The organism is Xanthomonas sp. NCPPB 3569 (assembly GCF_041475645.2).
GTDB lineage: Bacteria > Pseudomonadota > Gammaproteobacteria > Xanthomonadales > Xanthomonadaceae > Xanthomonas > Xanthomonas phaseoli.
In genome coordinates this window covers 1256271-1283175 of record NZ_CM192969.1, presented here as the reverse complement: position 1 = coordinate 1283175, position 26905 = coordinate 1256271, and the positions used below count along the sequence as shown (strand labels likewise).

The window sequence follows — 26905 nt, the reverse complement described above, 5'->3', positions numbered from 1 at the left end:
AAATCCAGCAGCTGCAGGCACGCAGTGCAGGCAGTTGGCAGACACGTGACGGTCCACAGGTAGTGCAGTGTACGAGCGGCTGCCACCTGCGCGGCGGCCGCGCTTGCTTGCGGCCGGCATTGCGATTACGGATGCGGACGCACCATGCCGGAGATACCGACCTTGGCTGCCACCTGGGCACGCAACTGTTCGGCATCGCTGCGATTGGCGACCGGGCCGACACGCACACGGTTCAACGCGCCCTTGTCGGTCCGCACCTGTTCGACGAAGGCGCTGAAGCCTGCGGCGCGCACGCGGTCGCGCAAGGCATCGGCGTCTTCGGCACGACCGAACGCACCCAGCTGCACGGCAAACCCGACCGCACTGGCCGCAGGCGCAGCCGGCGCGGTGACCACCGGCTTGGCAGGCTCGGGCTTGGCGGCAAGCTCCGGCTTGGCGGCTGCAGGCGTAGGGGTTGCAGGCTTGGCGACCTCAGACTTGGTCGGCGCGGGCTTGGCCACTTCGGCGGGCTTGGGCGCGGCGACCACCGGTTTGGCGGGCTCCGGCGGCAGGCTTTCGGTCTTGGTCGGTGCGGTGGTGCCGGCGGCAGCGACGCTGCTGCCGGGTTTGGCAGCAGGTGCAGGCACCGGCGCGCTGGCGACGGGCGCCGGCGCAGCGGCGTTGGCATCCAACGTCACCACCTGGGCGTTGACGTCGCTGCGCACCTTCACTGCCTGCAGCCGGGCCGATTCGGCCTGGGCCTGGTCGGCATACGGCCCCACGCGCACGCGCCAGGCCGGGCGGCCGTTGATCTGGGTCTTTTCGCTGAAACCGGGCAACTGCGCCTGCTTGAGCCGTGCAATCACCGCGTCGGCGTCGGCGCTGGTGGCGTATGCACCGAAATTCACAGCGTAGTTGCCGGCAGCCACTTCCGGAGCCGAGGGCGTGCTGGATGGAGCGGCCAGATCTGCGGCGTCGGAGTTGTTCTGCACCGGCGCCGGCGCGCCGGCCATGCCCAGCGCGCCACCGGCCGGTGCATTGCCCGGAGTGACCAGCGGCAATTCGCGGGTTTCGAACTCGCCATTGGCGGGCGCTGCGGGCGCCTCGAGCGGCACATCGGCCACACCGCTCGACGGCGCGGGGCCCTTGACCAGCATCGGCAGGAAGATCACGGCAAGCGCCACCAGAACGATGGCGCCAATCAGTCGCTGTTTCAGAGCAGTATCCACGGAAGAGACGAGAGGCGGCGTGGCGGGGTGCCGCGGCGATTATAAGGCCGGCGCCACCCCGACGACCTCAGCGGGCTGAATGAAGTGCGTCAAGCGCGTCGGCCACGGTGTGAAACGAGCCTAACACCAGCACGCGGTCGCCGGGGCTGGCCGCGTCCAGGACCGCGTGCACTGCGCCGGCAACATCGCGATGACACGGCGCCTGCGCGGCGGCACTGCCTTGCAGCCGGGCCTGCAACGCCTGCGCCGATTGGCCGCGTGCGCCTTCCAGCCCCGCCAGCGCCCAGTGGTCGATCTGCGCAGCGACTGCCTCCACCACGCCCAGCACATCCTTGTCGGCCAATGCGGCGTAGATCGCATAGGTGCTGCCGGCATGCGCCTGCGCACCGAGCGCGGCGGCCAGCGCGCGCGCGGCCTGCGGGTTATGGCCGACGTCCAGCAATATCTGCACGCCATCGACCTCAAGCCGCTGCAGTCGTCCGGCCACGTGCGCGTTGCCGATGCCCTGTGCCCAGGCCGCGCCGGGCACGTCCACCGGCAGTGCCTGCAATGCGGCGATCGCGGCAGCGGCGTTGGCCAGCTGCACCGGCGCGTGCAGTGCCGGCATCGGCAGTTCCAGCGTCACGGCCACATCGCGCCAGCGCCACTGCGGCGCATCGGCTCGCGGGCTCTCGGCGTGCTGTGTGTCGATCGGCTCGAAGAAATAATCGCTACCGGCACGGATTGCATTGGCACCGAGCTGGTAGGCGCGACGCAGCACACTGGACGGCGGGTCGATCTCGCCCAGCACCACCGGCTTCCAGGCGCGGATGATCCCGGCCTTCTCGGTGCCGATGGCCTCGCGGTCTTCGCCCAGCCAGTCGGTGTGGTCGATATCCACGGTGGTGATCACCGCCACATCCGAATCGACGATGTTCACCGCATCCAGGCGCCCGCCCAGGCCGATTTCCAGCACCGCCAACTCCAGCGCGGACTGCTGGAACAACCATAGCGCCGCCAGGGTGCCGAACTCGAAATAGGTCAACGCCGTGTCGCCGCGCGCTGCTTCGACCGCCGCAAACGCCGCGGCCAGCTGCGCGTCGCTGGCCTCTTCGCCATCGATACGCACGCGCTCGTTGTAGCGCAGCAAATGCGGCGAGGTGTAGGCACCCACCTTCCAGCCGGCGGCGCGACCGATCGACTCGATGAAGGCCACGGTCGAGCCCTTGCCATTGGTCCCGCCCACGACGATGACGTGCTTGGCCGGCGCGGCGATCTGCAAGCGCGCGGCCACTTCGCGCACACGCTCCAACCCCATCGCGATGCTGCTGGGATGCTGCTGCTCGATGTAGGCGAGCCAGTCGAAAAGTGTGCTGGGAGTGGGCAAGGGGTTACCTGACTTCATGCGTATTGGGGAGCATTATCGCCAATGCAGCGCACAATTTATCAGCAAAGCGATGGCTGAGGCCCGATGAAAAACCGTGCATGCACTTCCACGTGACTGCCGACCACGCCAAGCGCTATCCGAGTTCGAACCCTGGTGTTGCGTGGTTCATTCTCGTAAATCCCTTTAATCCGCACGCCCAGCACAGACCGCTGGCCGGTCAATAACACCTGCACCGGTTGCTCCAGATGGCGCCGATAAGACGACTCATTGATGCAGAGATAGCCTGGCACGGCACCTTCCATCGGCCCACCAGTTAATCGGTATTCGCAAAGCTTGCGATCATATTGGTGATGCGCCTGCATCACGTATGTCGTTTCGTATGACTCGCCCACCACCACGGTGAACAGCCATGGCAGCAGCCTGCATAGCAGCAACAAGCATAATAAGCCCAATAATAACGGTACACCGTATATCGCGAATACCGTCACTAGATCGCACGCCATCACTTGAGCAACCACATCACGCCATCCGTCAGGACGCGCATCACTACCCAATCACTGATGGGTGGCATTGAGATGAAGATTGCGCACTGTAGAGCCAGCAGCTGAGCGTTTCCCCTCGATCACTGCCTGTACATATCCGTCACCCAAATCAGGAACTTCACCAGCCAGCAGACAAAGCCGTTGCGGGGCTCCACGCGGCATGGGGTCCACCGTTACCGCATGCGGGCAGAGCAAACTCCCAGAAGCCGAGCGGATCAAGACATCTTCTGAGTACACATCGCCAAAGACTTCTGTCCATACCCAGGGACCGAGTCTGAGGATCAATGACCATCCCAGCATCGCAATGACGATGCCCAGCAACGACCACCGGAACATGACGCTGCCGGCACCATGTGCTTCGATCTGACGTTGAAGCCGGCCAGTTGCATTGGCCCACAGCAACAAGGAAAAAAACATCGCAGCTGCAACACATGCGACCACAAAGGTCAGATCGATCAATGCATTCGTTGGCGGAAGAAACCTGAAATAGTGGACCTGCAGAAAAAAACAAGAATGTCAGAAAGAGGCATACCGGCCACAATCTTTCTTTGAACCGCGACATGTCCATGATGACTCGTCTCCGTCCTGGTAGACCTGCGCTGACGTTGCCAGACGCTATAACGCCCGATGCTTTGCCTCACCAAAGAACGGTGTGTGGTGCGCACAGTCGTTGAGGCGTACCACTTCAAGATGCTCCACGTCATCGCCTTCGAGCAGGTTCAGCGTGGTCGGGGCCTGTCGGAAGCTCCACAGCTTGGACAACGGCAGGCCCAGGATCTTGCACAGGATCACCCGATTGACCGCATCGTGCGCAACCACCAGCAAGGTGCCGTCCGCGCCCAGCCCATCGGCGGCGCGCACCAGGCCGCGCCAGCTGCGATCGAGCACCTGACGCAGCGATTCGCCACCCGGCATCAACACCGTATCGGGCTCTTCGCGCCAGGCGCGCAGACGTGCCGGGTCCTTGTCGTTGATCTCGCTGGCCAGCAGGCCTTCCCATTCGCCGTGTGCAATTTCCTGCAGGTCGGCATCGGTCTGCAGCAGCACTGCGCGCGCAGCGCCCAATGCGGCCTTAGCAGTGGCCTGCGCGCGCGACAACGGCGATGCCACCGCGCGGTCGATCTGCAGCGTGTGCAACCGTTCGCCCAATGCGCGCGCCTGGCCTTCGCCGACTCGCGAAAGCGGAATATCGATCTGGCCCTGGTAACGGCCTTCGGCGTTCCACGGCGTCTCGCCGTGACGAGCAAGCAGGATGCGCATGCGCTGGGAGTTCCTTGGGGGAGGGGCCCGCTCGCCGCAGCGAAACGGGACCGCATGATAACCCCTGCCGCCCCCGCGCCGGCCGCCCGCGTCAGCGCACGCCGAGCTCCTGCAACAGCTGTGGCGCCGGAGCGACCTCGGTCATGATCCAACGCAGATAGCGGCTGTCCACGGCAATCATGCGGGTCATGGCCGGGTCGAAGATCCAGTTGCTGCTCACCGATTCCCAATTTCCGTCGAACGCCAGGCCGACCAGCTTGCCCTGCGCGTCCATCACCGGCGAACCGGAGTTGCCGCCGGTGATGTCCAGGTCCGACAGGAAATTGACTGGCACCGAGCCCAGGCGTTTGTCCTCCAGCCCGGCGTAGCGCCTGGCCTTGACCGCATCCAGCAGGGCCTTGGGCGAATCGAACGGATCGGCGCCGGTCTCCTTGGCGGCCACCCCTTCCAAGGTGGTGAACGGTGTGTAGGCCACTCCGTCTTTCGGGACGTAACCCTTGACGTTGCCGAAGGTGATGCGCAGCGACAGGTTGGCATCCGGGTAGACCGCCTCGCCCCGGCTCTTCTTGTAGTCGGCCAGGGCTTGCAGATACACCGGCCGCGCCTTGAGCTGCTCGCCGGTACGCAGTTTGTCTTCGCGCTCGATCTGCAACAGGGCCGGGGTTACCGCCACGGCGTACTGGATCGCCGGATCGGTGCTGGTTTCAAAGGCGGCCCGGTCGGCGGCAAGCCACGTCAGCCGCGCTTGCGTGCTTCCCAACACCGTGCCATCGAGCTTGCCCACGGCCGCCTGCACGGCCGCCACATCGCGACCGCCCAACCACTGGTCCAGCGCGGCGATGCGCTGGGTGGCCGGCAGCTTCAGATACTGGCTGAGCCAGTACTGTTGCAGCTGACGATCCATGGCCGGCACGTAACGGCGCTCCATCTGCTTCATCGTCGCTTCGATCGACGGCAGGTCGCGGTCCTGGTACCCGGATTCGCGTTGCGCATTGGGCTTGGCACGCTCCAGCGCCAGCCGGTACAGCGTTACTGCGGCGCCCACCGTTCCGGTGGAGTCGAACTGGCGCAGCACGAAGTCGCGCTGTTGCGTGGCCTGGGTCTGCTTGAGCAGCTTGACCAAGGTGTCGTGCGCGGCAAGCGCGTTGCGCCCGCCCGCACCCTGCCCCTTGAGCCAGGCCAGCACCGCCGCTTCGTCGGCCTGCTTGGTGGCCTGCGCATTGATGCGCTTGAAACCTTCCAGTTGCCCATCGAAGTTCTTGGCGGAGTTATTGAGGCTGGCGACGGTGCTGGCGTATTTCACCTGGATGTCGGGATCGTGCTTGCCTGCCTGTTCGATCAGGCCGATCACGTCCTTCAACTGCTGGCCGACCACCGGGTAGGTCCAATTGGCCGTGTTGTCGAATTCGGCGGCCAGCGCGTAGCGATTGGTGCGGCCCGGATAGCCGGCCACCATCACGAAGTCGCCGGCGCCCAGCGGCTGGTCGGCGAATTTCAGGAAGTGCTTGGGCTGGTAGGGCACATTGTCCTTTGCGTAGGCGGCAGGCTTGCCGTCCTTGCCGACATAGGCGCGATAGAACGAGAAATCGCCGGTATGGCGCGGCCACATCCAGTTGTCGATGTCGCCGCCGAACTTGCCCACGCTGCCGGGCGGTGCGTAGACCAGGCGCACATCCTTGATTTCCAGGTTCTTGAACAACCGGTAGGCGTTGCCCCCGGTAAAACTGAAGAACTGGCAGCGGTAACCCGGCTGCGCTTCGCAGGAGGCGATCTGCTGCTTGCTGAAATCCTCCAGGGCCAGCGTGCGCTTGAGCGCGTCCTCGCCTGCAGTGGCCATCGCTGCCTTTGCCGGTGCCGTGACGTCGGTAATGGCATCGAGCACGTAGATACGCGCACTGGGACCGGCGCTGAGCTCGTCGGCTGGGCGTGCGGCGTTGAACCCGTCCTTGATCAGGTTCTTTTGCGCGGTGGAGTTGAGCTGGATCGCGCCATAGGCACAGTGGTGGTTGGTGACGACCAGCCCCTGCGGCGAGACGAAGCTGGCGGTGCAACCACCCAGGGCGACCACCGCGCCCATCGGATCGCCAGTCAGGTCGGCCAGCTGCTGCGGCGAAAGCCGCAAGCCTGCTTGCTGGAGGGGCCCGGCGATCTCGGGCAGTTGTTGTGGAACCCACATCCCCTCGCCCGCCTGTGCAGACGAAACGACAGCCAGCGTGGCCAGCACGGAAACAGCGAACAGGTTTGGACGCATCGACAGCCCCACGGGTTATTTTCGTTACAGTGTAACGCCAACATTCGCTGGCAAACCCATGACCGATGGCAGGGTCGGCGCGTGCTCTCCGCGCGCGCCCGTTTGCCGCGCAGTAGGCGCCAGCGGATTCGCCTGCAGCGTACCGCGGCCGAGCGCCGGCCTAGACGCGACCGAACGCGGGGTCGCTGCGGCTGGGTCTGCCGGTTTCCAGATGCCCGGCCAGCCGGCGGCGGAAGGCGCTGCCCGGTTGCTCCACCACCAGGTCGTACCAGTGATTGCTGGCGGCAAGCGCCAGGCGAATGGTCTCGCGCTGGCCTGCAGCCAGCGGCAAGGTACGCGTACCTGGGTCTGCATAGTCCAGCGCACGCAGTTGCACGGTGCAGGCGTGCTGCCCGGCATTGCCGATTTCCAGCACCAAGGCGTCGCCCTCCTGTCGCGCCTCCACCCATGGCGCTGCCGAGGGCGCAGAGGCACTTGGCACCTGCCCGGCGAACTCGCGCAAGAAGCCATTGGGCCCGTGCACGCGCAACGCGTACGCACCCTTGTGCGTGGCCCCAACCGGCGCATCGTCCAACTGCGTGCCGGGCAGCACGGTGTAATACCAGGGGCCGCCACTGGCCGCGCTGCTGTAGACATTGAACGCCGCCGCTGCCGCGCCGCTGTTGACGAACTGCAACTGCACGGCGGCGCCCTCTTGTACGCGTGCATGCACCTGCAAGGCATACGGCAATGCGCGCGCCGGCCGTTGCCCCGGTTCCTGCCGCGGCATCGTCGCGGCGGCAGGCGCAGACGGTAGCGGCTTGTCGCGCAAGGCAGCGGTACGTGCGCGATAGTCGTCGACCGACGGCAACGCGCTCAACGCCGAATCGTCCGGCTTGCGGAAGTCGAACACGCTGGTGAGATCGCCGCTGACCGCACGCCGCCACGGGCTGATGTTCGGTTCGGCCACGCCGAAGCGGCGTTCCAGCAGACGCAGGACCGAGGTGTGATCGAACACCTGCGAGTTGACCCAGCCACCACGCGTCCACGGCGAGATCACCAGCATCGGCACGCGAATGCCCAGGCCGATCGGCACGCCATCGTAGACCTCGCCACGCGTGTCGACATTGCTGCGCCCCATGCGTGCGTCCAATGCCGGCAACGGCGCGGGCACGTGATCGAAGAAGCCGTCGTTCTCGTCGTAATTGATGATCAGCGCCGTCTTGGCCCACACCTCTGGATTGGCAGTGAGCGCATCGATCAGACGCGCCACCAGCGACTCGCCATAGGCAGGCGGCGCTTCGGGGTGTTCGCAATACGCGGTGGGCGGGATGACCCACGACACCTGCGGCAGGCGATTGGCCTGCACATCGGCAGCGATCGCGGCAACCAGATGCTCGGCCTGGGTGGTGGCGGCGTTGGCCGCGGTGGAACCGGGCACACACGCACGTGCACGCCGGTACCGTTCGTCGTCGGTGCGCAGATCGCGATAGTGCGAAAAATATGCCAGCGAGTTGCAGCCGAAGTTGTCGTATTCCTGATACACGCGCCAGTCCACGCCGGCAGCCTGCAAGCGCTGCGCGTACGTGGTCCATTGCAGTGCTGCGTAGCCGGGCTTGTCGCGCGCCATGTCGGCGGTCCAGTTGCCATCGTCGTCATTGGTCACCGCCTGCGCGCCGACGTTGCCCACGCTCGGGCCGCTGGTACCGGTGAACAGATACATGCGATTGGGGTTGGTCGGCCCGTGCAGCGAGCAGTAATAGCCATCGCAGATGGTGAACGCGTCGGCAAGCGCGTGGTAGTACGGGATGTCGTGACGCTGGAAGTACCCCATCGTCAATTCGCCCTTGCACGGTACCCATGCATCGTATTCGGCCCAGCGTGCCGGGTCCTGCCCGTGACCGGCCTTCCAGGAATGATCCAGACTCTTGATCAACGGCGCGCAGGTATGTTGCGAATCGAACGCGAACGGCAGCAAGCGTCGTCCATCGGACGTGGGTTGACTCCATACCGGATGGCCATCGCGCAGTTGCAGCGCGCGCGGATCGCCAAAGCCACGCACGCCGCGTAGCGCGCCGAAATAATGATCGAACGAGCGGTTTTCCTGCATCAGGATCAACACATGTTCGAGATCGCGCAACGTGCCGGTCCGCGCGTTGGCCGGCAGAGCGAGCGCACGGCCGATCGAAGACGGCAAGGCGCCGGCAGCAGTGAGCGCAGCGACGCGCTTGAGGAAATCGCGACGCGAAGAGGAAGACGTCATGGCGGCAGAACCTGCAAAAAAGTAGTGCTTTTGTCACCGCGCAGCGCGGCTGGACACCACACGTATAGCGGGCGAGCACGACAGTTTTGCGACAGCGACCGTCATCAATGTTTCATGAGCCGTTGACACCCTGCGTCGCGAAACGCCGGCTTTGCACCGTGCGTCCGCCCTCAGCCGTGGCCGAACAGGACTCCCCCATGACTTCCGCTCGTCGCTTTCATGTCACTCCGCTGGCGCTTGCCCTGGCAACGCTGCTTCCCGTCGTTTCGCAGGCCGCCTCGCCGGCTGACCCGGTTGCCGTTGCTCCGGCAGCGGAGGCAGCCACCCCTGTGGCCGACGCCGCCAATGCAACGCAACTGGATGCAATCAACGTGGTGTCACAAGGCAGCACCCGCCAGGTGCAACGCATCAGCCAGCAGGACATCGAGCAGCTGACGCCCGGTAGCAGCGCGTTCAAGGCGGTGGAAAAACTGCCTGGGGTGCAGTTCCAGTCCGCCGATCCATTCGGCACCTACGAATGGTCCACGCAGGTGACCCTGCATGGCTTCGACCAAAGCCGCCTGGGTTACACGCTCGATGGCATTCCACTGGGCAACATGAGCTATGGCGTGACCAATGGCCTGCACATCACGCGCGCCATCATTTCGGAAAACCTCGGTTCGGTAGAGATTGCGCAAGGGGCAGGCGCGCTCGGCACCGCCTCCAACACCAATCTCGGCGGCACCATGCAGTTCTACTCGGCCGACCCACAGACCACACCCGGCGCACGATTGGTGCAGACGGTGGGTAGCGATGCGACGCGCCGCACCTTCGTGCGCGCCGACACCGGCGATCGCGATGGGCTGTCGGCGTATCTGTCGTACGCCAATGCCAGCACCGACAAGTGGAAGGGCTATGGTGATCAGACATCCGAACAGGCCAATCTCAAGACGGTGTACCAGTGGGGCGACGGCAACCGCCTGAGCCTGTTCGTCGATACCTCACGGCGCAAGGAATACGACTACATGGATCTGTCGTTGACCAGCCAGCGCGTGCTCGGCTGGGACTACGATTACCTGCAACCGGATTGGGCCACCGCCGTGCAGATGGCGCGCGCCTACCAGAACACCGGCGCCATCAGCGGCGTGGCCAACGGCTACCCGCAATCGCTGGCCGGTCTGCCCAGCGACTACAGCTGGCTCGATGCCAGTTATTACGCCGGCGGCGGACTGCGTCGCGACAACCTGGCAGGCCTGTCGGGCACGTTTGTCTTCGGCGGCGCCACACTCGATGCCAGCGGCTATTACCACGGCAATCGTGGCGAAGGCCAATGGGTGACACCGTATGTGCCCACCTCTGCACAGGTTCCGTTGTCGATGCGCACCACCGACTACGGCCTGGATCGCTTCGGCGGCACCACCGCATTGAAATGGTCGTGGGGCAATCATGATCTGGAGGTGGGCGCATGGGCAGAAAACGCGCGCACCACGCAGGGCCGCAACTACTTCGCGCTCGGCAACGAAGGTTACACCTCGCTCTACAACGTGTACGACGCACAGACCCCGTTCCGTCGCGACTTCCTGCAGCGCTACACCACGCAAACCCGCATGTTGTATCTGCAGGACACCGTGCGCCTGCTCGATGATCGCCTGACCCTGAATTACGGCGCAAAAGCGCTCAACACCACGACGCGCGCGCAATCGCTGGTGCCGACCACCGCGCTGGCACAGGGCCGCATTCGCGCCGAAGACAATTTCCTGCCGCAGGTGGGTATCAACTACAAGCTCGACGAACGCCAGGACCTGTACGCGTCCTACAGCAAGAACATCGCGGCGTTCGGCTTCACCCCGTTCGCCACCTCGCAGGCCGCCTTCGACCGTAGCCGCTCCACGCTGGAGCCGGAACAATCGCAGACCGTGCAGGTGGGCTACCGCGTGCAGGACGAGCAGTTCCAGCTCTCGGCCGACGCCTACTTCACCAAGTTCTCCAACCGCCTGCTGACCACCTCGCCGTGCACCGCGGTGCAGACCTGCGCGGCGATCCTGAGCAACGTTGGCGCGGTGCACAGCGCCGGTGCGGATCTGGCGCTGATGTGGCGCCCGACCGAAGGGCTGAGCTGGTTGAACTCGTTGTCGTGGAATCGCTCGCGTTACCAGGACGATTACCTCAACAACGGCGTGGTCGCCACCTCCGGCAAGGACGTGGTGGGCATCCCGGCGTTGATGTTCTCTTCCAGCGCCAGCTACCAGATCGGCAACCTGCGTCTGGATCTGGACGGCAAGTACGTGGACAAGCGCTACATCACCTTCCTCAACGATTCGCAGGTGCCGTCCTACTGGCTGTTCAATGCCGGGGCGCGGTACGACTTCGGGCGTGTCGGCGGGGTGGCGGATGTGGCGCTGGCGCTCAACATCAGCAATCTCACCGACAAGCGCTACTTCGCCAGCACCGGCACCAACGGCTACGTCGCCTCCGATCCGGATGGCTACAACCAGACCATGGTGGTCGGCGCACCGCGGCAGTACTTCATGAGCCTGGATGTGAAGTTCTAAGTAGCGCTGCATCATCTGAAAGCGCCCTCATCCGGCGCTACGCGCCACCTTCTCCCGCGCGCGGGAGAAGGCAGGCCGGCGGCGTCTTGACGCCTCAAGCCGGTCCGCGGCGCCCGTTCACATAGCTTCGCGCTTGCTCGGCTTATCGTGTCTCGCCTCACCTGCTTTCTGTCTTCCTTGCCGTTCTCGGCCTCATCTACTTTTTGCCTTCTCCGCTTTTCCTTTGCCTCCCCCAAGCGGTGGCCGGTCTTGCACAGCGGCCTCCCTCCTTATCGACGTCCCTGCTTCTCACCTTCCCTGCTTGCCGACTTCCTTGTAGCTCCACTTCCCTGTCGCTCGGCTTCCCTGCGCTTCCCCCGCCTGCGGGGGAAGGTGCCCGAAGGGCGGATGGGGGCAACGCCCGGCAACAGACGCATCCTCTCCGCCAACCGCCCCATCACCACCACCACCCGGCCCAGACTGCGCCGGGACCATTGCTCGTGCACCGCCACATGCATCCGCCTGGCCCCCGCCTATAATCGCCGACTTACTTTCACTCAGCAGGTTCCGCCAGATGGCGCAGACGATGAAGGCGCTGGTCAAGCGCGAAGCGAACAAGGGCATCTGGCTGGAGCAGGTGCCGGTGCCGACGCCCGGCCCCAACGAGGTATTGATCAAGCTGGAAAAGACCGCCATTTGCGGCACCGACCTGCACATCTACCTGTGGGACGAGTGGAGCCAACGCACCATCAAGCCGGGCCTGACCATCGGTCATGAATTCGTCGGCCGGGTGGCCGAGCTCGGTTCGGCAGTGACCGGTTATCAGGTCGGCCAGCGCGTGTCGGCCGAAGGCCATATCGTGTGCGGCCATTGCCGCAACTGCCGTGGCGGCCGTCCGCACCTGTGCCCCAACACGGTCGGGATCGGTGTCAACGTCAACGGCGCTTTCGCCGAATACATGATGATGCCGGCCAGCAACCTGTGGCCGATCCCGGACCAGATTCCGTCCGAGCTTGCCGCGTTCTTCGACCCCTACGGCAATGCTGCGCATTGCGCGCTTGAATTCGACGTCATCGGCGAGGACGTGCTGATCACCGGCGCCGGCCCGATCGGCATCATTGCGGCCGGCATCTGCAAGCACATCGGTGCGCGCAATGTGGTGGTCACCGATGTCAACGATTTTCGCCTCAAGCTGGCGGCCGACATGGGTGCCACGCGCGTGGTCAACGTCGCCAACACCTCGCTGAAAGAGGTGATGAAGGACCTGCACATGGAAGGCTTCGACGTGGGCCTGGAAATGAGCGGCAACCCGCGCGCGTTCAACGACATGCTCGACTGCATGTACCACGGCGGCAAGATCGCCATGCTCGGCATCATGCCGCGTGGGGCCGGTTGCGACTGGGACAAGATCATCTTCAAGGGCCTCACCGTGCAAGGCATCTACGGCCGCAAGATGTACGAGACCTGGTACAAGATGACGCAGCTGGTGCTGTCGGGTTTTCCGCTGCACAAGGTGCTGACCCATCAGCTGCCGATCGACGACTTCCAGAAGGGCTTCGACCTGATGGAAGAAGGCAAGGCCGGCAAGGTCGTGCTGAGCTGGAATTGATCGACTGACACTGCAGATATGCGAAAGGCGCCGCGAGGCGCCTTTCGCGTTTTCTGACCTACACATGCTGACGAATGCGGCGAGCGATTTTTTCAGGAGCTAGCGAAGCATCTCAACAGACGCGGGGTCGGCTAGGGGCTGGATAAACGCCTCGTGGGTCGAGGGCGCGGCGCCTCGCCGCTCACGGGACACGCCGCAAGCACGTCCATGTGGGCTCGATGGCGGCATCCATGCCGCCAACGGTCCCGCAATCGACAAGGACACCGCACCAAATAATTTGCTGTTGGATCCATCGAAGACGAGCACACCGCGGCAGATCGAATACTGGCCACTTTCACGAAGAGCAACACACTGCAGTAGATCATTTGCTGACTGCTTCGTTTGAACTCTACGCACCGGTCATCTCAACTGGTGCTTGCCCGCTACCGTCGCCGGACCCTTGGCGGCACGGATGCCGCCAAGGCGCTGACAAGGATGTATTTGCAGCGTGTCCCGCCATGGTGAGGGGGCAAGCCCCCTGCCGAAGATCCGCAGATCGGCCGCTGCGCACGTGATCGATCCGCAGGCTGCAGTCATTCAAAAAAACAATCCAGCCAAGCCTCGAGTCTTGACCCAGTCTGGATGCAGAGCCGAAAGACTCAGTGTGTCGACGCTTCCCGCATGACGACGATCCTGCGCGTTGTCAGAGCTGCTTCAGTCATCGCCATCACGGCCAGGTGACGGTCGCCGTCGCCACCAGATGGTTCTGCGAATTCTGACGCCCGAAGCCGAATTCGGCGGCTTTGCTGGTGTCGTAATACCCCACGCTCAAACCCAACGGGCCGAAGGTCTTGCCGACGTTGACGCCGAAATCGTTGTAGTCGTGGTCCACCTGACTCAGCGACGAGGTGTAGACGCTGTGCCCTGCGTGCGCGCCGAACGTAAAGTCGTACGGCAACGTCCAATTGGCATCGAAGGCGTAGTAATAGCCATCGGTCTTGCTGCCGTAGAGATCGTCGGTGTAGGCGACCGTCACGCTATAGGTCTTCAAGAATGTGGTCTTGGTGATCAACTCGGCATAGTTGGATGCGCCCGCTCCCAGGTACTGATAGCGGTTGATCATGACGTCGAAGTTCCAGCGGGTGCCCAGGTCGGTGTTGTAGCCGACGAAACCATCCACTTCCCAATCCGGATCGCCAGCGCCGAAATCGACGTTGGATGTCCAGGTCCCCAGGTACAACCCGAATGGCGTCTTGTAGGTCAAACCGGCCTGAAACGCAGGCTCTTCGTTTGTCTGCGAAATACCACGGAACAGGTAATCGCTGGTCACCGCAAAGGTGCCACTGAACGGCGATGTGGACGCATCTTCGTCCTGCGCCTGCGCAAGCGGTGCAACGCCTAGTAGCAGGAACGACAGACAACAAGCGAGCGGGGACGACTTCATGGGCATCTCCTGGAGCGATGAACGGTGGGATGGCGCGAAGCGAGGCTGCAAGGACTTATTAGTCCAACTGTCATTGCAGCGCAACATGAAAGTCGCGTTCGCTTGATCCAGCGCACACACTCAAGAGCCCATGCGCGAATCAGGTGTCGATGTCATCGACCGCGTGCGCCGATTCTTGATGTCCAGGGTTGAAATCGGGCATTGGGGGGATTGGTCACAGCAAAGGCGAAACGCGCCTCGCACATCCCCTTACATGCTCACCGATCTCAGCCGGCGCCTGCTTTCGCAGGAAATATCCCGTACTGCCGTGCTGCCAGGCGCACTTGCTGCCCCGGTTGAAAGCTGCCGGCCGAGGCCGGCAGTTCCACTTCCACCTCGTTGCCCGCCGGTTCCAGCGTTGCGCGCAGCCGCAGGCGTGGGCCGCTGCGCTGCGACCACGCCACCGTCGCCGGCCAGCCTGCCTCGTCGGGCACCAGATCTTCCGGCCGCACATACACCTCCACCGGCCCTGCAGCCAGCGCGGCATTGGCCAGGGGCAGTGCGTGCCCAGCAACCTGGATCTGCCCCTGCGCCAGCACCCCGGGAATACGGTTCACCGCGCCCACGAACGAATACACGAAGGGCGAGGCCGGCTTGTCGTAGATCATCGCCGGCGTGTCGAGTTGCTCGATGCGCCCGCGGTTGAGAATGGCCACGCGGTCGGCCAGTTCCAGTGCTTCTTCCTGGTCATGGGTGACGAAGACCGTGGTCAGGCCGGTACGTTCGTGCAACTCGCGCAGCCAACGGCGCAGGTCGCGGCGCACCTGCGCATCCAGCGCACCGAATGGCTCGTCCAGCAATAGCACGCGCGGTTCGATCGCCAGCGCGCGCGCCAGCGCCACGCGCTGCCGCTGGCCGCCGGAGAGTTGGGTGGGATACCGCTGTTCCAGCCCCTGCAGTTGCACCAGCGCCAACAGCTCTTCCACGCGCGCACGGATGCGCGCTTCGGCCCAACGTTCGTTGCCGCGGCGCACCCGCAAGCCGAATGCGATGTTCTCGAACACGTCCATGTGCTTGAACAGTGCGTAGTGCTGGAACACGAAGCCGACCCGGCGCGATTGCACGCTCATGCGGGTGGCATCTTCGTCACCGAACAGCACCTGGCCGCCATCGGCATGCTCCAGCCCGGCCATGATCCGCAGCAGCGTGGTCTTGCCCGAACCGGAGGGCCCAAGCAAGGCCAGCAACTCGCCCTGGCGCACTTCCAGGTTGATGTCGTCCAGCGCGGTAAAGGTCTCGAACTGCTTGCGCAGGCGGTGAATGCGGATGCCCATGGTCACCTCAGTGGCGGTGGTTGGCGGCCAGCGAATCGCCGTGTCGCCATTCCAGATACGTCTTCAGCGCCAAGGTCAGCAGCGCGGTCAATGCCAGCAGCGACGCGCACGCAAACGCAGCGCTGTAGGCATATTCGTTGTAGAGAATTTCCACATGCAGCGGCAGCGTATTGGTGCGTCCACGGATATGCCCGGACACCACCGACACCGCACCGAACTCGCCCATCGCACGCGCCGCGCACAACAGCACGCCGTACAACAGGCCCCAACGGATATTGGGCAACGTCACCCGCCAGAACATCTGCCAGCCGTTCGCGCCCAGGCTCAATGCCGCCAGTTCCTCGTCGCTGCCTTGCTGCTCCATCAGCGGCATCAATTCGCGCGCAATGAAGGGGAATGTCACGAACGTGGTCGCCAGCACGATGCCCGGCAACGCGAACACGATCCGCGGCAGCTGGATTACAAAATCGCCCAGCGCCGGCAGCTGCACATGCCAGCCTTCGTCGATCAACGGCCAGGCCCAGCCGCTGCGGCCGAAGATCAGCACGAAGATCAGGCCCGCCACTACCGGCGACACCGAAAACGGCAGGTCGATCAGGCTGACCAGCAGACGTTTGCCCCAGAACTGATGCTTGCTGATGGCCCACGCAGCGGCCACGCCGAATACCAGATTCAACGGCAGCACGATTGCGGTCACCAGCAAGGTCAGCTTGATCGCCGACAACGCGTCAGGGTCGACCACCGCGCGCAGGAAGGTTTCCCAACCGCCACGCAATGCCTCGGCGAATACCAGCACCAGCGGCAGCAGTAAGAACGCCAGCAGAAACAGCACGGCCCCCAGGATCATCAGCCATTGCACCCAACGCGGCTCGTTGGTGGCCGAATCGCTGATGCGACGCGCCTGCTGGGTCATGGCATGGGTCGGCAACATGGAAGGCAGCGATGAAACGGCATCGTTCATACGGGCCTCCGTTGATAGCGCAGCAGCCGTGCCTGCAGCGTATTGACTACCAGCAAGATCACGAACGACAGCAACAACATGGCCGCGGCAATGGCTGTGGCGCCGGCGTAGTCGAATTCTTCCAGCCGGATGGTGATCAGCAGCGGCGCGATCTCGGTGGAATTGGGCAGGTTGCCGGCAATGAAGATCACCGAGCCGTACTCCCCCACGCCGCGCGCAAACGCCAGCGCAAAGCCGGTCAGGACTGCCGGCCACAGCCCCGGCAGCACCACCCGCCATACGGTCTGCCAGCGCGAGGCACCCAACGTGGCGGCGGCAGCCTCCATTTCACGATCGCTCTCGGCCAGCACTGGCTGCACCACCCGCACCACGAAAGGCAGGCCCACGAAGACCAACGCCAGCACGATACCCAGCTGCGTATAGGCCACCTTGATCCCGATCGCCTCCAGCCAGCGCCCTACCCACCCGTTGCCGCCATACAGTGCAGTCAGCGCAATGCCGGCCACCGCTGTGGGTAACGCGAACGGCAGATCGATCACCGCATCGAAAAAACGCTTGCCCGGGAACCTGTAGCGCACGAAGACCCACGCCACCCAGGTCCCCATCACTGCGTTGAAGGCGCCGGCCGCAAACGCGGTGCCGAAGCTCACCCGCAGCGCCGATAGCACGCGCGGCTCGCTCCAGACCTTCCACACGCCTTCCCAACCCAACCCGCTGGTCTTGATGAAGATGCCCAGCAGCGGGATCAGCACGATCAGGCCAAGCCAGGTCAGGGTGATTCCCAGACTCAGGCCCAGCCCCGGCATCACGCGTCGGCGCGATGACGGCGCTGGGTGGGGTGCAACCGACATCGACATCGCCTACTTGTTGGCCTGGATCTGGTCGAACACGCCACCGTCGGCGAAGTGCTCCTGCTGCGCCTTCTCCCACGAGCCGAACGCCTGCTGGATGGTCACCAGCTTGATGTCCGGAAACCGCGCCATGTCGGCCGCATCGGCAAATTCGGGATGCCGCGGGCGATAAAAATGCCTGGCTGCCAGCTTCTGCCCTTCGGGCGCATACAGATCGCGCAGGTAGGCTTCGGCCACCTCGCGGGTGCCATGCTTGTCGACGTTCTTGTCCACCAGCGCCACCGACGGCTCGGCCAGGATCGACAGCTTCGGCACCACGATCTCGAACTTGTCCTTGCCCAGTTCCTCGCGCGCCAGCAACGCTTCGTTTTCCCAGGCCAGCAACACATCGCCGATGCCGCGCTGCACGAACGTCGTGGTGGCACCGCGCGCGCCGGTATCCAGCACCGGCACGTTGCGGAACAACGCCTGCATATAGCGCAGGATGCGCTCGCGGTCGCCCTTGAAGATGTGGTCGGCATACGCCCAGGCGGCCAGATAGTTCCAGCGCGCGCCTCCGGAGGTCTTCGGGTTCGGCGTCACCACCGCGACGCCCGAGCGCAGCAAGTCCGGCCAGTCGTGGATGTTCTTCGGGTTGCCCTTGCGCACCAGGAATACGATGGTCGAGGTGTACGGCGCACTGTTGTCGGGCAGGCGCTTTTCCCAATCGGCATCGATCAGCTTGGCCTTCTGCGCGATGGCATCCACGTCGTAGGCCAGCGCCAGGGTCACCACGTCGGCCTCGATGCCGTCGATCACCGCGCGCGCCTGCTTGCCAGAGCCGCCGTGCGAGGTTTCCACGGTGACGGTGTCCTGTGGGTGCTGCTGTTTCCACTGCGCGGCGAAGGCGGCGTTGTAGTCGCGGTAGAACTCGCGGGTGGGGTCGTAGCTCACGTTGAGCAGCCCGATCTCGCGTGTACCAGCCGGCCCGGCCAGGACCAGCAAGGCGCAAAGAAGGGAGGCAAAACGGAAACGGGGGTATGTCACGACGATCTCCTGGCCGGTTGAGCACAGCTGAACAGCAAGCATGCCATGCTGCGCAGCGGCACGCAGGCGGTGAAATGACATCCGCGCCGCCGCTTATGCCGATATTGCATGACGTAGTGGTATGCCACCGTGATCGTTAAAATTGCGCTTCTTTCTGCCACTGCGACCGCCATGACCACCGCTCCCGCCGCGCTGACCGCCCATTACGCCGCCGAACTGGAGGCCATCCAGGCCCAAGGCCTGTTCAAGTCCGAGCGCATCATCACCGGTCCGCAGTCGGCCGAGATCACCCTGGCCGATGGCCGCGGTGTGCTGAACTTCTGCGCCAACAACTATCTGGGCCTGGCCGACCACCCGGACATCATCCAGGCTGCCAAGGACGCGCTGGACAGCCACGGCTTCGGCATGGCCTCGGTGCGCTTCATCTGCGGCACCCAGGACCTGCACAAGCAGCTCGAGCGCACCATCGCCGAGTTCTTCGGCACCGAGGACACCATCCTCTACGCGGCGTGCTTCGATGCCAACGGCGGCTTGTTCGAACCGCTGCTCGGCGAGCACGACGCCATCATTTCCGACGCGCTCAACCATGCCTCCATCATCGACGGCGTGCGCCTGTGCAAGGCCAAGCGCTTCCGCTACGCCAACTGCGACATGGCCGACCTGGAAGCGCAGCTGCAGGCCGCCGACGCCGCCGGCTGCAAGACCAAGCTGATCACCAGCGACGGCGTGTTCTCGATGGACGGCTTCATCGCCCCGCTCGACGAGATCACGGCCCTGGCCCGCAAGTACAACGCGCTGGTGCATATCGACGAATGCCATGCCACCGGCTTCCTGGGCGCCACCGGTCGCGGCTCGGCCGAGGTCAAGGGGGTGATGGACAAGATCGACATCTTCACCGGCACGCTGGGCAAGGCCATGGGCGGCGCATTGGGCGGCTTCACCACCGCAAAGCGTGAAGTGATCGAACTGCTGCGCCAACGTTCGCGCCCGTACTTGTTCTCCAACTCGTTGCCGCCGCACGTGGTGGCCGCCGGCATCAAAGCCTTCGAAATGCTGGACGCCGCCGGCGAGCTGCGCACCCAGCTGGTCGAAAACACCCGGTATTTCCGTGAGCGGATGACCGCCGCCGGTTTCGATGTCAAACCGGGCGTACATCCGATCAGCCCGGTGATGCTGTACGACGCACCGCTGGCGCAAAAGTTCGCCGAGCGCTTGCTGGAAGAAGGCATCTACGCCATCGGCTTTTTCTTCCCGGTGGTTCCGAAAGGCCAGGCACGCATTCGCACCCAGATCAGCGCAGCGCATACACGCGCGCACCTGGATCAAGCGATCGAAGCGTTCATCAAGATCGGGCGCGAACTCAAGGTCGTCGACGCCTGAGCATGCGCACGGTGCTGCGCCAACGGCTGCTGTTGGCGGCGCAGACCGATGCGCAGGCGCAGCTGCGCGACGGCCATTGGGAGACACGCTGCCTGCACTGCCGTCGGCATCTGCAGGTGCGCGCCGACGGCGAACCGCTGGGCCACACCACGTTGGAACACGTGGTGCCGCAGGCCTGGTTCGGTCGTCGCGCGGCCGCGTCGCTGTGCGCGCTGGTGGGCGAGGACGCCAACGATGCGCGCAATCTGGCGCTGGCCTGTGCTGGCTGCAATCACGCCAAGGGGCGCCGCCACGATGCCAACGGCGCTGGCAACACGCGTGCGGTTGAGGTGGTGAGCGCCCTGCTCAGCGCGCGTCTGGCACGCTGGCGTGCGCCGCCGGCACCAACGCCCTGACTTCCTCGGCGCTCAGCATCCGCCACGCGCCTTTGCCGAGCGCTCCCATCGCCAGCGCGCCGATCGCCACGCGCACCAGCCGCAGCACGCCGATGTCCACTGCGGCTAACAGCCGGCGGATCTGCCGGTTACGGCCTTCGTCCAGCACGATTTCCAGCCAGGCATTGCGCTCGCCTTCGCGTAGCACGCTGACCTGCTTTGCGCGCAACAGCACGCCGCCGCCCTCAGTGTCCGGATCGACCACACCGGCCTGCAGCTGCGCCAGTTGCGCGGCACTGGGGCGGCAATCGATCTGCACGTGATACGTCTTGTCCGGCCCGGTTGCCGGGTCGGTCACTGTCGCCGCCCATTGCGGGTCGTTGCTGAAAAGCAGCAGGCCCTCGCTGGCCTTGTCCAGGCGCCCCACCGGCGCGATCCACGGCAAGCCCGCGCCATCAAAGCAACGGTAGACCGTGTCCCTGCCCTGCTCGTCGCGCACGGTGGTGACCATGCCGCGCGGTTTGTTGAGCATCAGATAGCAACGCGCCGGTCCCGCAAGCGGCTGCCCGTCGACAGTGATGGACGATTGCTGATCGCCGCGGATCGGGCATTCGGGGTCGCGCACCACACGCGCCGACACGCTGACGCGGCCATCGGCGATCCAGCGCGCCGCCTCGGTGCGCGAACACACGCCGAGCTTGGACAGCACGCGCGCCAGCCCATGGCGTGGCACGGCATTGGCAGATGCGGCAGCGGACGTGCGCACTGGACCGGCCGCTCCCGGGCTACGCTGACGCTGCCGGGACGGTGCCGGCGCAGGTCGCCGGGGCATGCCGTCCCGACCGCAGGCTTACTTGTTTTCGACCGACTTGGCGTCGGCCGCAGGTGCTGCGGGCGCTGCCGCTGCAGGTGCCGCGCCAGCGGCCGGGCGAGCCTTGACCACGCGCACACCGCGGGCCTTCATCCAGGCATCGAATTCTTCTGCCGTCATGCGCTTGCCGTTCTGGCTCATGTCGAAGCGCCACGGGGTGTTGTCGAACGCGGTGGTGGCCTTGTAGGCAGCCGGGTCGTTCGGGTTGACGGTGCCGCCAGGCGGAATGACCTTGGCCAGATCCTGGCAGCCTTCCACGCGCAGGCGCAGCAGCACACGATCCACCGACTGGTCGCTGCTATAGGGCTGTGCCAGCACGCCGGTGGGCATGCCCAGCTGCACGCTGCGGGTGTAGAACTCGGCAGCCGCCGGTGCAACCACGGTGGCGGGCAACGGCAGCGGCTGGGACACCATGCTGCCGGCGCAGTTCGGAGCGGCGTAGGCAGCGGGGATCAGAGCGAGACAGAGCAGTCCTGCCGTAGCGGTACGCAGCATCGGGTTCTTCCAGGTATGAGTGTGGTATTGACGCGGCGAGTGTAGGCAGCGATGAACGCTGTTTCAACAGGAACCGTGCCTGGATGGCAACACAGACAGGATGGGCAGCGCTTGAGCGCGCTTTTCCGGGGCCTGCATAGACAAAACCCGGCGCAAGGCCGGGTTTTGTGTGCAGCAAGCTAGCGGTCCGATTAGTTCTGGACGTTCAGCTCGGTACGACGGTTCTTCGCACGACCTTCCGGATTGTCCGAACCATCCGGGTTGGTGTTCGGAGCAATCGGACGGCTCTCGCCGTAGCCGATCGGGCCGACCAGACGCGACGCATCGACGCCGTTCTTGGTCAGGTAGTCGTACACGGTGGTCGCACGACGCTCGGACAGCTTCTGGTTGTACGCGTCGGTACCCTTCGAGTCGGTGTGACCGGCAACCTCGACCTTCAGGTCGGGGTAGCGCTTCAGGATTTCGGTCGCTTCGCTCAGGATCGACACGGCATCCGGACGCAGGGTCGACTTGTTGAAGTCGAAGTTCACGCCCTTCAGATCGATCGAGACAGGAACCGGGCAACCGTCCGGACCGATGGTCTGGCCAGGCTGCGAGTTCGGGCACTTGTCGTCGCAGTTGTTGACGCCGTCACCATCGTCATCCAGATCGGCGCAGCTCGGAGCAACCGGAGCCGGGGCCGGCGGCGGAGCGGTCGACGGAGCCGGTCCCAGCGGGATCACGACGCCGACCGAAGCCAGTACGTCACCGAACCAGTCTTCGCGCGGAGCGGCAACGCTCTGGTCGTTGAAGTCAGCGCGGTAGGCCAACTCGGCACGCACGGCGACGCGCTTGTCGAAGGTGGTCTGCAGACCGACACCAGCCTTGGCGGCAAAGTTGCCGTCCTTCTGCTGGCCCGGCGAAACCGGGTTCGGGGTCGCGTCGAATTCTTCTTCCGAACGCTGATAGCCCAGACCGAACAGCAGGTAGGGGTTCCAGCCGCGGCCTTCCTGGATGAAGTGGCGACGCAGGTCGAACGAGATGCCGTACTGGCTCCAGTTCAGGTCCTGGTTGGCATCGAAGTTCGGGTTCTGATAGTTCAGCTCACCGTCGATCGACCAGTTCGGGCTCACGAACTTGCCCAGACCCAGGGTGACGAACGGGGCATCATTGGTCAGGCGATCGCTGTCCTGGAAGTTGAAGCCAGCGCTACCGGTCAGGTACCAACGGTCGTCGAACTCCTGCGCGGAAGCAGCCTGGGCAACTGCCAGACCGCCGAGCAACGCGGCAGTGAGAATTTTCTTGTTCATTTATACAGCTCCTTCTTTGGGAGATAAAACCGATAGAGGCGTTGTGCTTGGTAAAGATGCTCGTCACATCCAGAGCCATCGGGGCGAAGATTAAGCCGGCCTCGGTGAAGATCGCGTTAACGGTCATATAACATGTGAAAGCAATCACCAGGTCCCGCAACGCCAAGCAATCCTACGTATACAGCTTCATGAAGGAAAGGACCGGGCGCCCAATTCGGGGATCGCACCTGCATGAACCGCAGCCCAATTAAGTCACTTGAATACGCCTTCGGGCTGACCGGTTTTCAGTGTTCCAGACCGCACCGAAAACTACATTGGTGAACGCCAAGCCCCGTCCGAGCTGAATTGTGGGGTTGGTGGTTGCGAGCGACTTGCTCCACAACGCACCCTGAACCTCCCGCTCAGGAGCGCTCCAATGAAAGCTGTCGCCCTCACCCGCTATCTTCCGATCGACGATCCCGAATCGCTGATTGACATGGAACTTCCGACACCTGCGGCGCCGTCGGGGTATGACTTATTGGTGCGGGTGGAGGCGATCTCGGTGAACCCGGTCGATACGAAGGTGCGCGCGCCCAAGCCGCAGCCGCTGCAGGCGCCGAAGATCCTGGGTTACGACGCAGCCGGCGTGATCGAGGCGGTCGGCCCGGAGGTTACTGCCTTTGCGGTCGGCGACGAGGTCTACTACGCTGGCGATATCGGGCGGCCGGGCAGCAATGCGCAGTACCAGCTGGTGGACGCCCGCATTGCCGGATGCAAACCGACCTCGCTCAGCTTCGCGCAGGCAGCTGCGCTGCCGCTGACCACCCTGACGGCATGGGAGCTGCTGTTCCAGCGCATGCCCTTTTCGTTCGACGGTGCACGCAATCGCGGCAGGCATCTGCTGATCATCGGCGGCGCTGGTGGCGTGGGCTCCATCGCGATCCAGCTGGCGCGGCATGCCGGATTCACGGTGATTGCCACCGCCTCGCGCCCGGAGAGCATCGAGTGGGTTCGCCAGATGGGCGCGCATCACGTGATCGATCATCACCAGCCGCTGCCGCCGCAACTGCAGGCGCTGGGGCTGGACACGGTGGATGCGGCGCTCAACTTGGCCGATACCGACCGCTACTGGCAGCCACTGGGCGAAGTGCTGGCACCGCAGGGCCACGTGGGCCTGATCGTGGAGCCGCGCGGGGCGTTGTCGATCGGCGACCCCTACAAATCCAAATGCATCGGCATTCATTGGGAGCTGATGTTCACGCGCGCGCGCTACGCGACCGAGGACATGGTCGAGCAGCACCGTATCCTCAACCGGGCGGCCAGCCTGATCGATGCCGGCGAGCTGCGCACCACGCATACCGAGACGCTGTCGCCGATCAATGCGCAGCAGCTGCGCGAGGCGCATCGTCGGCTGGAAAGCGGCAGCACGATCGGCAAGCTGGTGCTGGCCGGCTGGTAAGGCGGCCATCTGGCCAAGGTCGCTGCGATGCATCGATGCTGCGCCTATGCAACCGGGCGCGCCCGTGCGGGCGGCCGCGTAGGCGTGTGTTGCCGACCGGCCGTTTCCAGCATCCGCGTGGCGGCTGCATACGCCAGGACTTGCCGCCGCGCCGCTTTGCCGGCATCGTGCGCAATCCGTACGCCAGCGTATCCACATCATGTCGCCCGCCACCGGCCCGTCCGCCCTGTCTTTCCCACACCTGTTCACCCCGCTCGATCTGGGCTTCACGCAATTGCGTAATCGCGTCCTGATGGGCTCGATGCATACGGGCCTGGAAGACCGTGCGCGCGACTTCCCCAAGTTGGCAGCGTATTTTGCCGAGCGCGCCGCCGGTGGCGTGGGCCTGATCGTGACTGGTGGCTTTTCGCCCAATGTGGTGGGCTGGCTCAAGCCGTTCGGCGGCAAGTTGTCGTGGCCGTGGGAGGTCCGCCCGCATCGCCAGGTCACCCGCGCAGTCCACGAGCACGGCGCCAAGATCTGCCTGCAACTGCTGCACGCCGGGCGCTATGCGTACCACCCGCTCTCGGTTGCGCCATCCAGGCTGAAGGCACCGATCAACCCGTTCACTCCGCGTGCGTTGTCGGCCGGCGCGGTGGACCGGCAGATCGCCGCCTATGCGCGTGCCGCGCGGCTGGCGCGCGAGGCGGGCTACGACGGCGTCGAGGTCATGGGCTCGGAAGGCTATCTGATCAACGAATTCACCGCCGCGCGCACCAATCGGCGCAGCGACGCCTGGGGCGGCGATGCCAGCAAGCGCATGCGCTTTGCGGTGGAGATCGTGCGGCGCATCCGCGAGGCCTGCGGGCCGGACTTCATCATCATCTACCGGCTGTCGCTGGTGGACCTGGTCGAAGACGGCAACCAGTGGCAGGAAATCCTGGCGCAGGCGCAGGCGATCGAAGCGGCCGGCGCGACCATCATCAATTCCGGGATCGGTTGGCACGAAGCGCGCATTCCCACCATCGCCACCTCGGTGCCGCGCGCCGCGTTTGCCGGGGTCACCGCCAAACTCAAGCCGCATCTGCGCATTCCGGTGGTGGCCACCAACCGCATCAACATGCCGGAGGTGGCCGAGCGCATCCTGGCCGACGGTGCAGCAGACATGGTGTCGCTGGCGCGGCCGCTGCTGGCCGACCCGCAGTGGACCAACAAGGCGCGCGCCGGGCAGGCGCACACCATCAATACGTGCATCGCCTGTAATCAGGCCTGCCTGGATCATGTGTTCGACAACAAGCTGGCCAGCTGCCTGGTCAACCCGCGCGCCGCACACGAGACCGAACTCAACTACACCCCCACTGCCACGCCCAAGCGCATTGCCGTGGTCGGTGCCGGCCCGGCCGGCCTGGCCTGCGCGACAGTGGCAGCCGAACGCGGGCACCGGGTGACCTTGTTCGATGCAAGCGATGCGATCGGCGGGCAATTCAATGTCGCCAGGCGCATTCCGGGCAAGGAGGAGTTCAACGAGACCTTGCGTTATTTCGGCCATCGCATCGAAGCGACCGGCGTGCAGCTGCGTCTGAATACCCTGGTGCAGGCGGACGATCTGAAAGACTTCGACGAAGTCGTGCTGGCAACCGGCATCGAGCCGCGCAAGGTGGACTTTCCCGGTGCCGATCATCCGATGGTGGTGAGCTACCTCGACGTGGTGCTGGGCCGGCACGTGGCCGCCGACAAGGTGGCGATCATCGGTGCCGGCGGAATTGGCTTTGATGTCGGCGAATTTCTGGTGCACACCGGCCAATCGCCGGCGCTGGATCCGCAGCGCTGGATGGCCGAATGGGGCGTAGATCCCAGCTTCGAAGCGCGCGGCGCGTTGACCAAACCGCAACCCGAGCGCGCCGCCCGCCAGGTCTGGCTGTTGCAGCGCAGCCCCGGCAAGCCCGGTGGACGCCTGGGCAAGACCACCGGCTGGATCCACCGCGCGACGCTCAAGGCCAAGGGCGTCAAGATGCTAGGCGGCGTGGAATATCTGGGCGTGGACGATGCCGGCCTGCGCATTCGCGTGGAAGGCAGCGAACAGCTGCTGGATGTCGGCACGGTGGTGGTGTGCGCCGGGCAGGAGCCGCGCCGCGAGCTGCTGGCCACGCTACAAGCCAATGGCCAGCAGCCGCACCTGATCGGCGGCGCGGACGTGGCGGCCGAACTGGATGCCAAGCGTGCGATCAACCAGGCAAGTCGGTTGGCCGCGACCCTGTAAAGAGTTCTCGACGACGGCGTCGCTACGATGCCGTCGTCGTGCTGAGGGCTCGGCTGCACGGCTGACGTGCATGCGGCATTATCGACGCCGACGTGCACGCGGATGTGGCGGTCTGCAACGCCCATCTTTTTCTTGTCGCGCGGCTCGGCGATACGTGCCCGATGCATGGTCGCCTCACGCCCTACCGCCTGCCATCTTGCGTGCCTGCATGACTGCGTATTTCGAAAAGCGCCTGCCTGGTAGATGGGCGGGCACTT

At 64.6% G+C, this 26905-nt stretch carries 21 protein-coding genes and 1 pseudogene; 6 read left to right on the top strand and 16 right to left on the bottom strand.

Features of this window, described 5'->3' with window-relative positions; translation table 11 throughout:
- Positions 1–125: 125 nt before the first annotated feature.
- The 7 genes from ACCQ03_RS05515 to ACCQ03_RS05485 form a co-directional block, all read right to left on the bottom strand.
- Positions 126–1208, bottom strand: a complete 1083-nt coding sequence (locus ACCQ03_RS05515) for an SPOR domain-containing protein (protein ID WP_057678506.1) — start codon at positions 1206–1208, stop codon at positions 126–128.
- A 67-nt stretch (positions 1209–1275) separates the two neighbouring features.
- Complete coding sequence (folC, locus tag ACCQ03_RS05510) at positions 1276–2592, bottom strand: bifunctional tetrahydrofolate synthase/dihydrofolate synthase (RefSeq protein ID WP_372359843.1); 1317 nt, start codon at positions 2590–2592, stop codon at positions 1276–1278.
- A 41-nt stretch (positions 2593–2633) separates the two neighbouring features.
- Positions 2634–3092 carry a hypothetical protein gene (locus ACCQ03_RS05505; protein WP_139791021.1) on the bottom strand — a complete coding sequence of 153 codons (459 nt, stop codon included), beginning with the start codon at positions 3090–3092 and terminating at the stop codon, positions 2634–2636.
- 36 nt (positions 3093–3128) lie between these two features.
- Positions 3129–3575 carry a hypothetical protein gene (locus ACCQ03_RS05500; RefSeq protein ID WP_150117245.1) on the bottom strand — a complete coding sequence of 149 codons (447 nt, stop codon included), beginning with the start codon at positions 3573–3575 and terminating at the stop codon, positions 3129–3131.
- A 156-nt stretch (positions 3576–3731) separates the two neighbouring features.
- Positions 3732–4376, bottom strand: a complete 645-nt coding sequence (locus tag ACCQ03_RS05495; RefSeq protein WP_057678504.1) for a histidine phosphatase family protein — start codon at positions 4374–4376, stop codon at positions 3732–3734.
- A 91-nt stretch (positions 4377–4467) separates the two neighbouring features.
- Positions 4468–6552 (bottom strand): S46 family peptidase, encoded by a 2085-nt coding sequence (locus ACCQ03_RS05490; RefSeq protein ID WP_209226068.1) that lies wholly within the window; start codon positions 6550–6552, stop codon positions 4468–4470.
- Between the two features lie 235 nt (positions 6553–6787).
- Positions 6788–8869, bottom strand: coding sequence for a phosphocholine-specific phospholipase C (locus tag ACCQ03_RS05485; protein ID WP_057678502.1), 2082 nt, complete (start codon positions 8867–8869; stop codon positions 6788–6790).
- A 107-nt stretch (positions 8870–8976) separates the two neighbouring features.
- On the opposite strand from ACCQ03_RS05485, the gene ACCQ03_RS05480 reads away from it, so the two are divergent.
- Both ACCQ03_RS05480 and tdh read left to right on the top strand, forming a co-directional pair.
- Entirely contained in the window at positions 8977–11400 is a 2424-nt protein-coding gene (locus ACCQ03_RS05480) for a TonB-dependent receptor (protein ID WP_081022916.1), read from the top strand.
- A 553-nt stretch (positions 11401–11953) separates the two neighbouring features.
- Positions 11954–12988 (top strand): L-threonine 3-dehydrogenase, encoded by a 1035-nt coding sequence (gene tdh / locus ACCQ03_RS05475; protein ID WP_209226041.1) that lies wholly within the window; start codon positions 11954–11956, stop codon positions 12986–12988.
- Between the two features lie 99 nt (positions 12989–13087).
- On the opposite strand, the pseudogene ACCQ03_RS05470 reads toward tdh, so the two are convergent.
- The 6 genes and pseudogenes from ACCQ03_RS05470 to ACCQ03_RS05445 all read right to left on the bottom strand — a co-directional run.
- Positions 13088–13271 (bottom strand): annotated as a pseudogene (locus ACCQ03_RS05470) (hypothetical protein); the annotation flags it as partial.
- 423 nt (positions 13272–13694) lie between these two features.
- Positions 13695–14411, bottom strand: coding sequence for a TorF family putative porin (locus ACCQ03_RS05465; RefSeq protein ID WP_057679603.1), 717 nt, complete (start codon positions 14409–14411; stop codon positions 13695–13697).
- Positions 14412–14677: 266 nt separating this feature from the next.
- The gene (locus ACCQ03_RS05460) at positions 14678–15724 is read right to left on the bottom strand and encodes a sulfate/molybdate ABC transporter ATP-binding protein (protein ID WP_057679604.1); all 1047 of its coding nucleotides are present in this window, start codon (positions 15722–15724) and stop codon (positions 14678–14680) included.
- 7 nt (positions 15725–15731) lie between these two features.
- A complete protein-coding gene (cysW, locus tag ACCQ03_RS05455; RefSeq protein ID WP_150145600.1) occupies positions 15732–16685 on the bottom strand; it encodes a sulfate ABC transporter permease subunit CysW in 954 nt (317 codons plus the stop codon).
- The gene (gene cysT, locus ACCQ03_RS05450) at positions 16682–17542 is read right to left on the bottom strand and encodes a sulfate ABC transporter permease subunit CysT (RefSeq protein ID WP_017156236.1); all 861 of its coding nucleotides are present in this window, start codon (positions 17540–17542) and stop codon (positions 16682–16684) included. Before cysT ends, cysW begins: the two co-directional genes overlap by 4 nt.
- A 3-nt stretch (positions 17543–17545) precedes the next feature.
- The gene (locus ACCQ03_RS05445) at positions 17546–18643 is read right to left on the bottom strand and encodes a sulfate ABC transporter substrate-binding protein (RefSeq protein ID WP_057679601.1); all 1098 of its coding nucleotides are present in this window, start codon (positions 18641–18643) and stop codon (positions 17546–17548) included.
- A 90-nt stretch (positions 18644–18733) separates the two neighbouring features.
- Between ACCQ03_RS05445 and kbl the strand changes: the two genes are divergently transcribed.
- A complete protein-coding gene (gene kbl / locus ACCQ03_RS05440) occupies positions 18734–19942 on the top strand; it encodes a glycine C-acetyltransferase (protein WP_057679600.1) in 1209 nt (402 codons plus the stop codon).
- A gap of 2 nt (positions 19943–19944) precedes the next feature.
- Positions 19945–20337, top strand: a complete 393-nt coding sequence (locus ACCQ03_RS05435; RefSeq protein WP_057679599.1) for an HNH endonuclease — start codon at positions 19945–19947, stop codon at positions 20335–20337.
- Here ACCQ03_RS05435 and ACCQ03_RS05430 read toward each other — a convergent pair.
- The 3 genes from ACCQ03_RS05430 to ACCQ03_RS05420 all read right to left on the bottom strand — a co-directional run bounded on the left by ACCQ03_RS05430 (position 20288) and on the right by ACCQ03_RS05420 (position 22971).
- Positions 20288–21148 carry a pseudouridine synthase gene (locus ACCQ03_RS05430; RefSeq protein ID WP_057679598.1) on the bottom strand — a complete coding sequence of 287 codons (861 nt, stop codon included), beginning with the start codon at positions 21146–21148 and terminating at the stop codon, positions 20288–20290. The two genes, ACCQ03_RS05435 and ACCQ03_RS05430, sit on opposite strands and share 50 nt — an antisense overlap.
- A gap of 18 nt (positions 21149–21166) precedes the next feature.
- Entirely contained in the window at positions 21167–21682 is a 516-nt protein-coding gene (locus ACCQ03_RS05425) for a hypothetical protein (RefSeq protein WP_007968908.1), read from the bottom strand.
- Positions 21683–21873: 191 nt separating this feature from the next.
- Positions 21874–22971: an OmpA family protein gene (locus tag ACCQ03_RS05420; protein ID WP_008571649.1), complete on the bottom strand. Its 1098-nt coding sequence runs from the start codon at positions 22969–22971 to the stop codon at positions 21874–21876.
- 415 nt (positions 22972–23386) lie between these two features.
- Here ACCQ03_RS05420 and ACCQ03_RS05415 point away from each other — a divergent pair, with 415 nt between their 5' ends.
- Entirely contained in the window at positions 23387–24409 is a 1023-nt protein-coding gene (locus ACCQ03_RS05415; RefSeq protein WP_057679597.1) for a zinc-binding alcohol dehydrogenase family protein, read from the top strand.
- Between the two features lie 199 nt (positions 24410–24608).
- Positions 24609–26648, top strand: a complete 2040-nt coding sequence (locus ACCQ03_RS05410; protein WP_057679596.1) for an NADPH-dependent 2,4-dienoyl-CoA reductase — start codon at positions 24609–24611, stop codon at positions 26646–26648.
- Positions 26649–26905 lie beyond the last annotated feature (257 nt).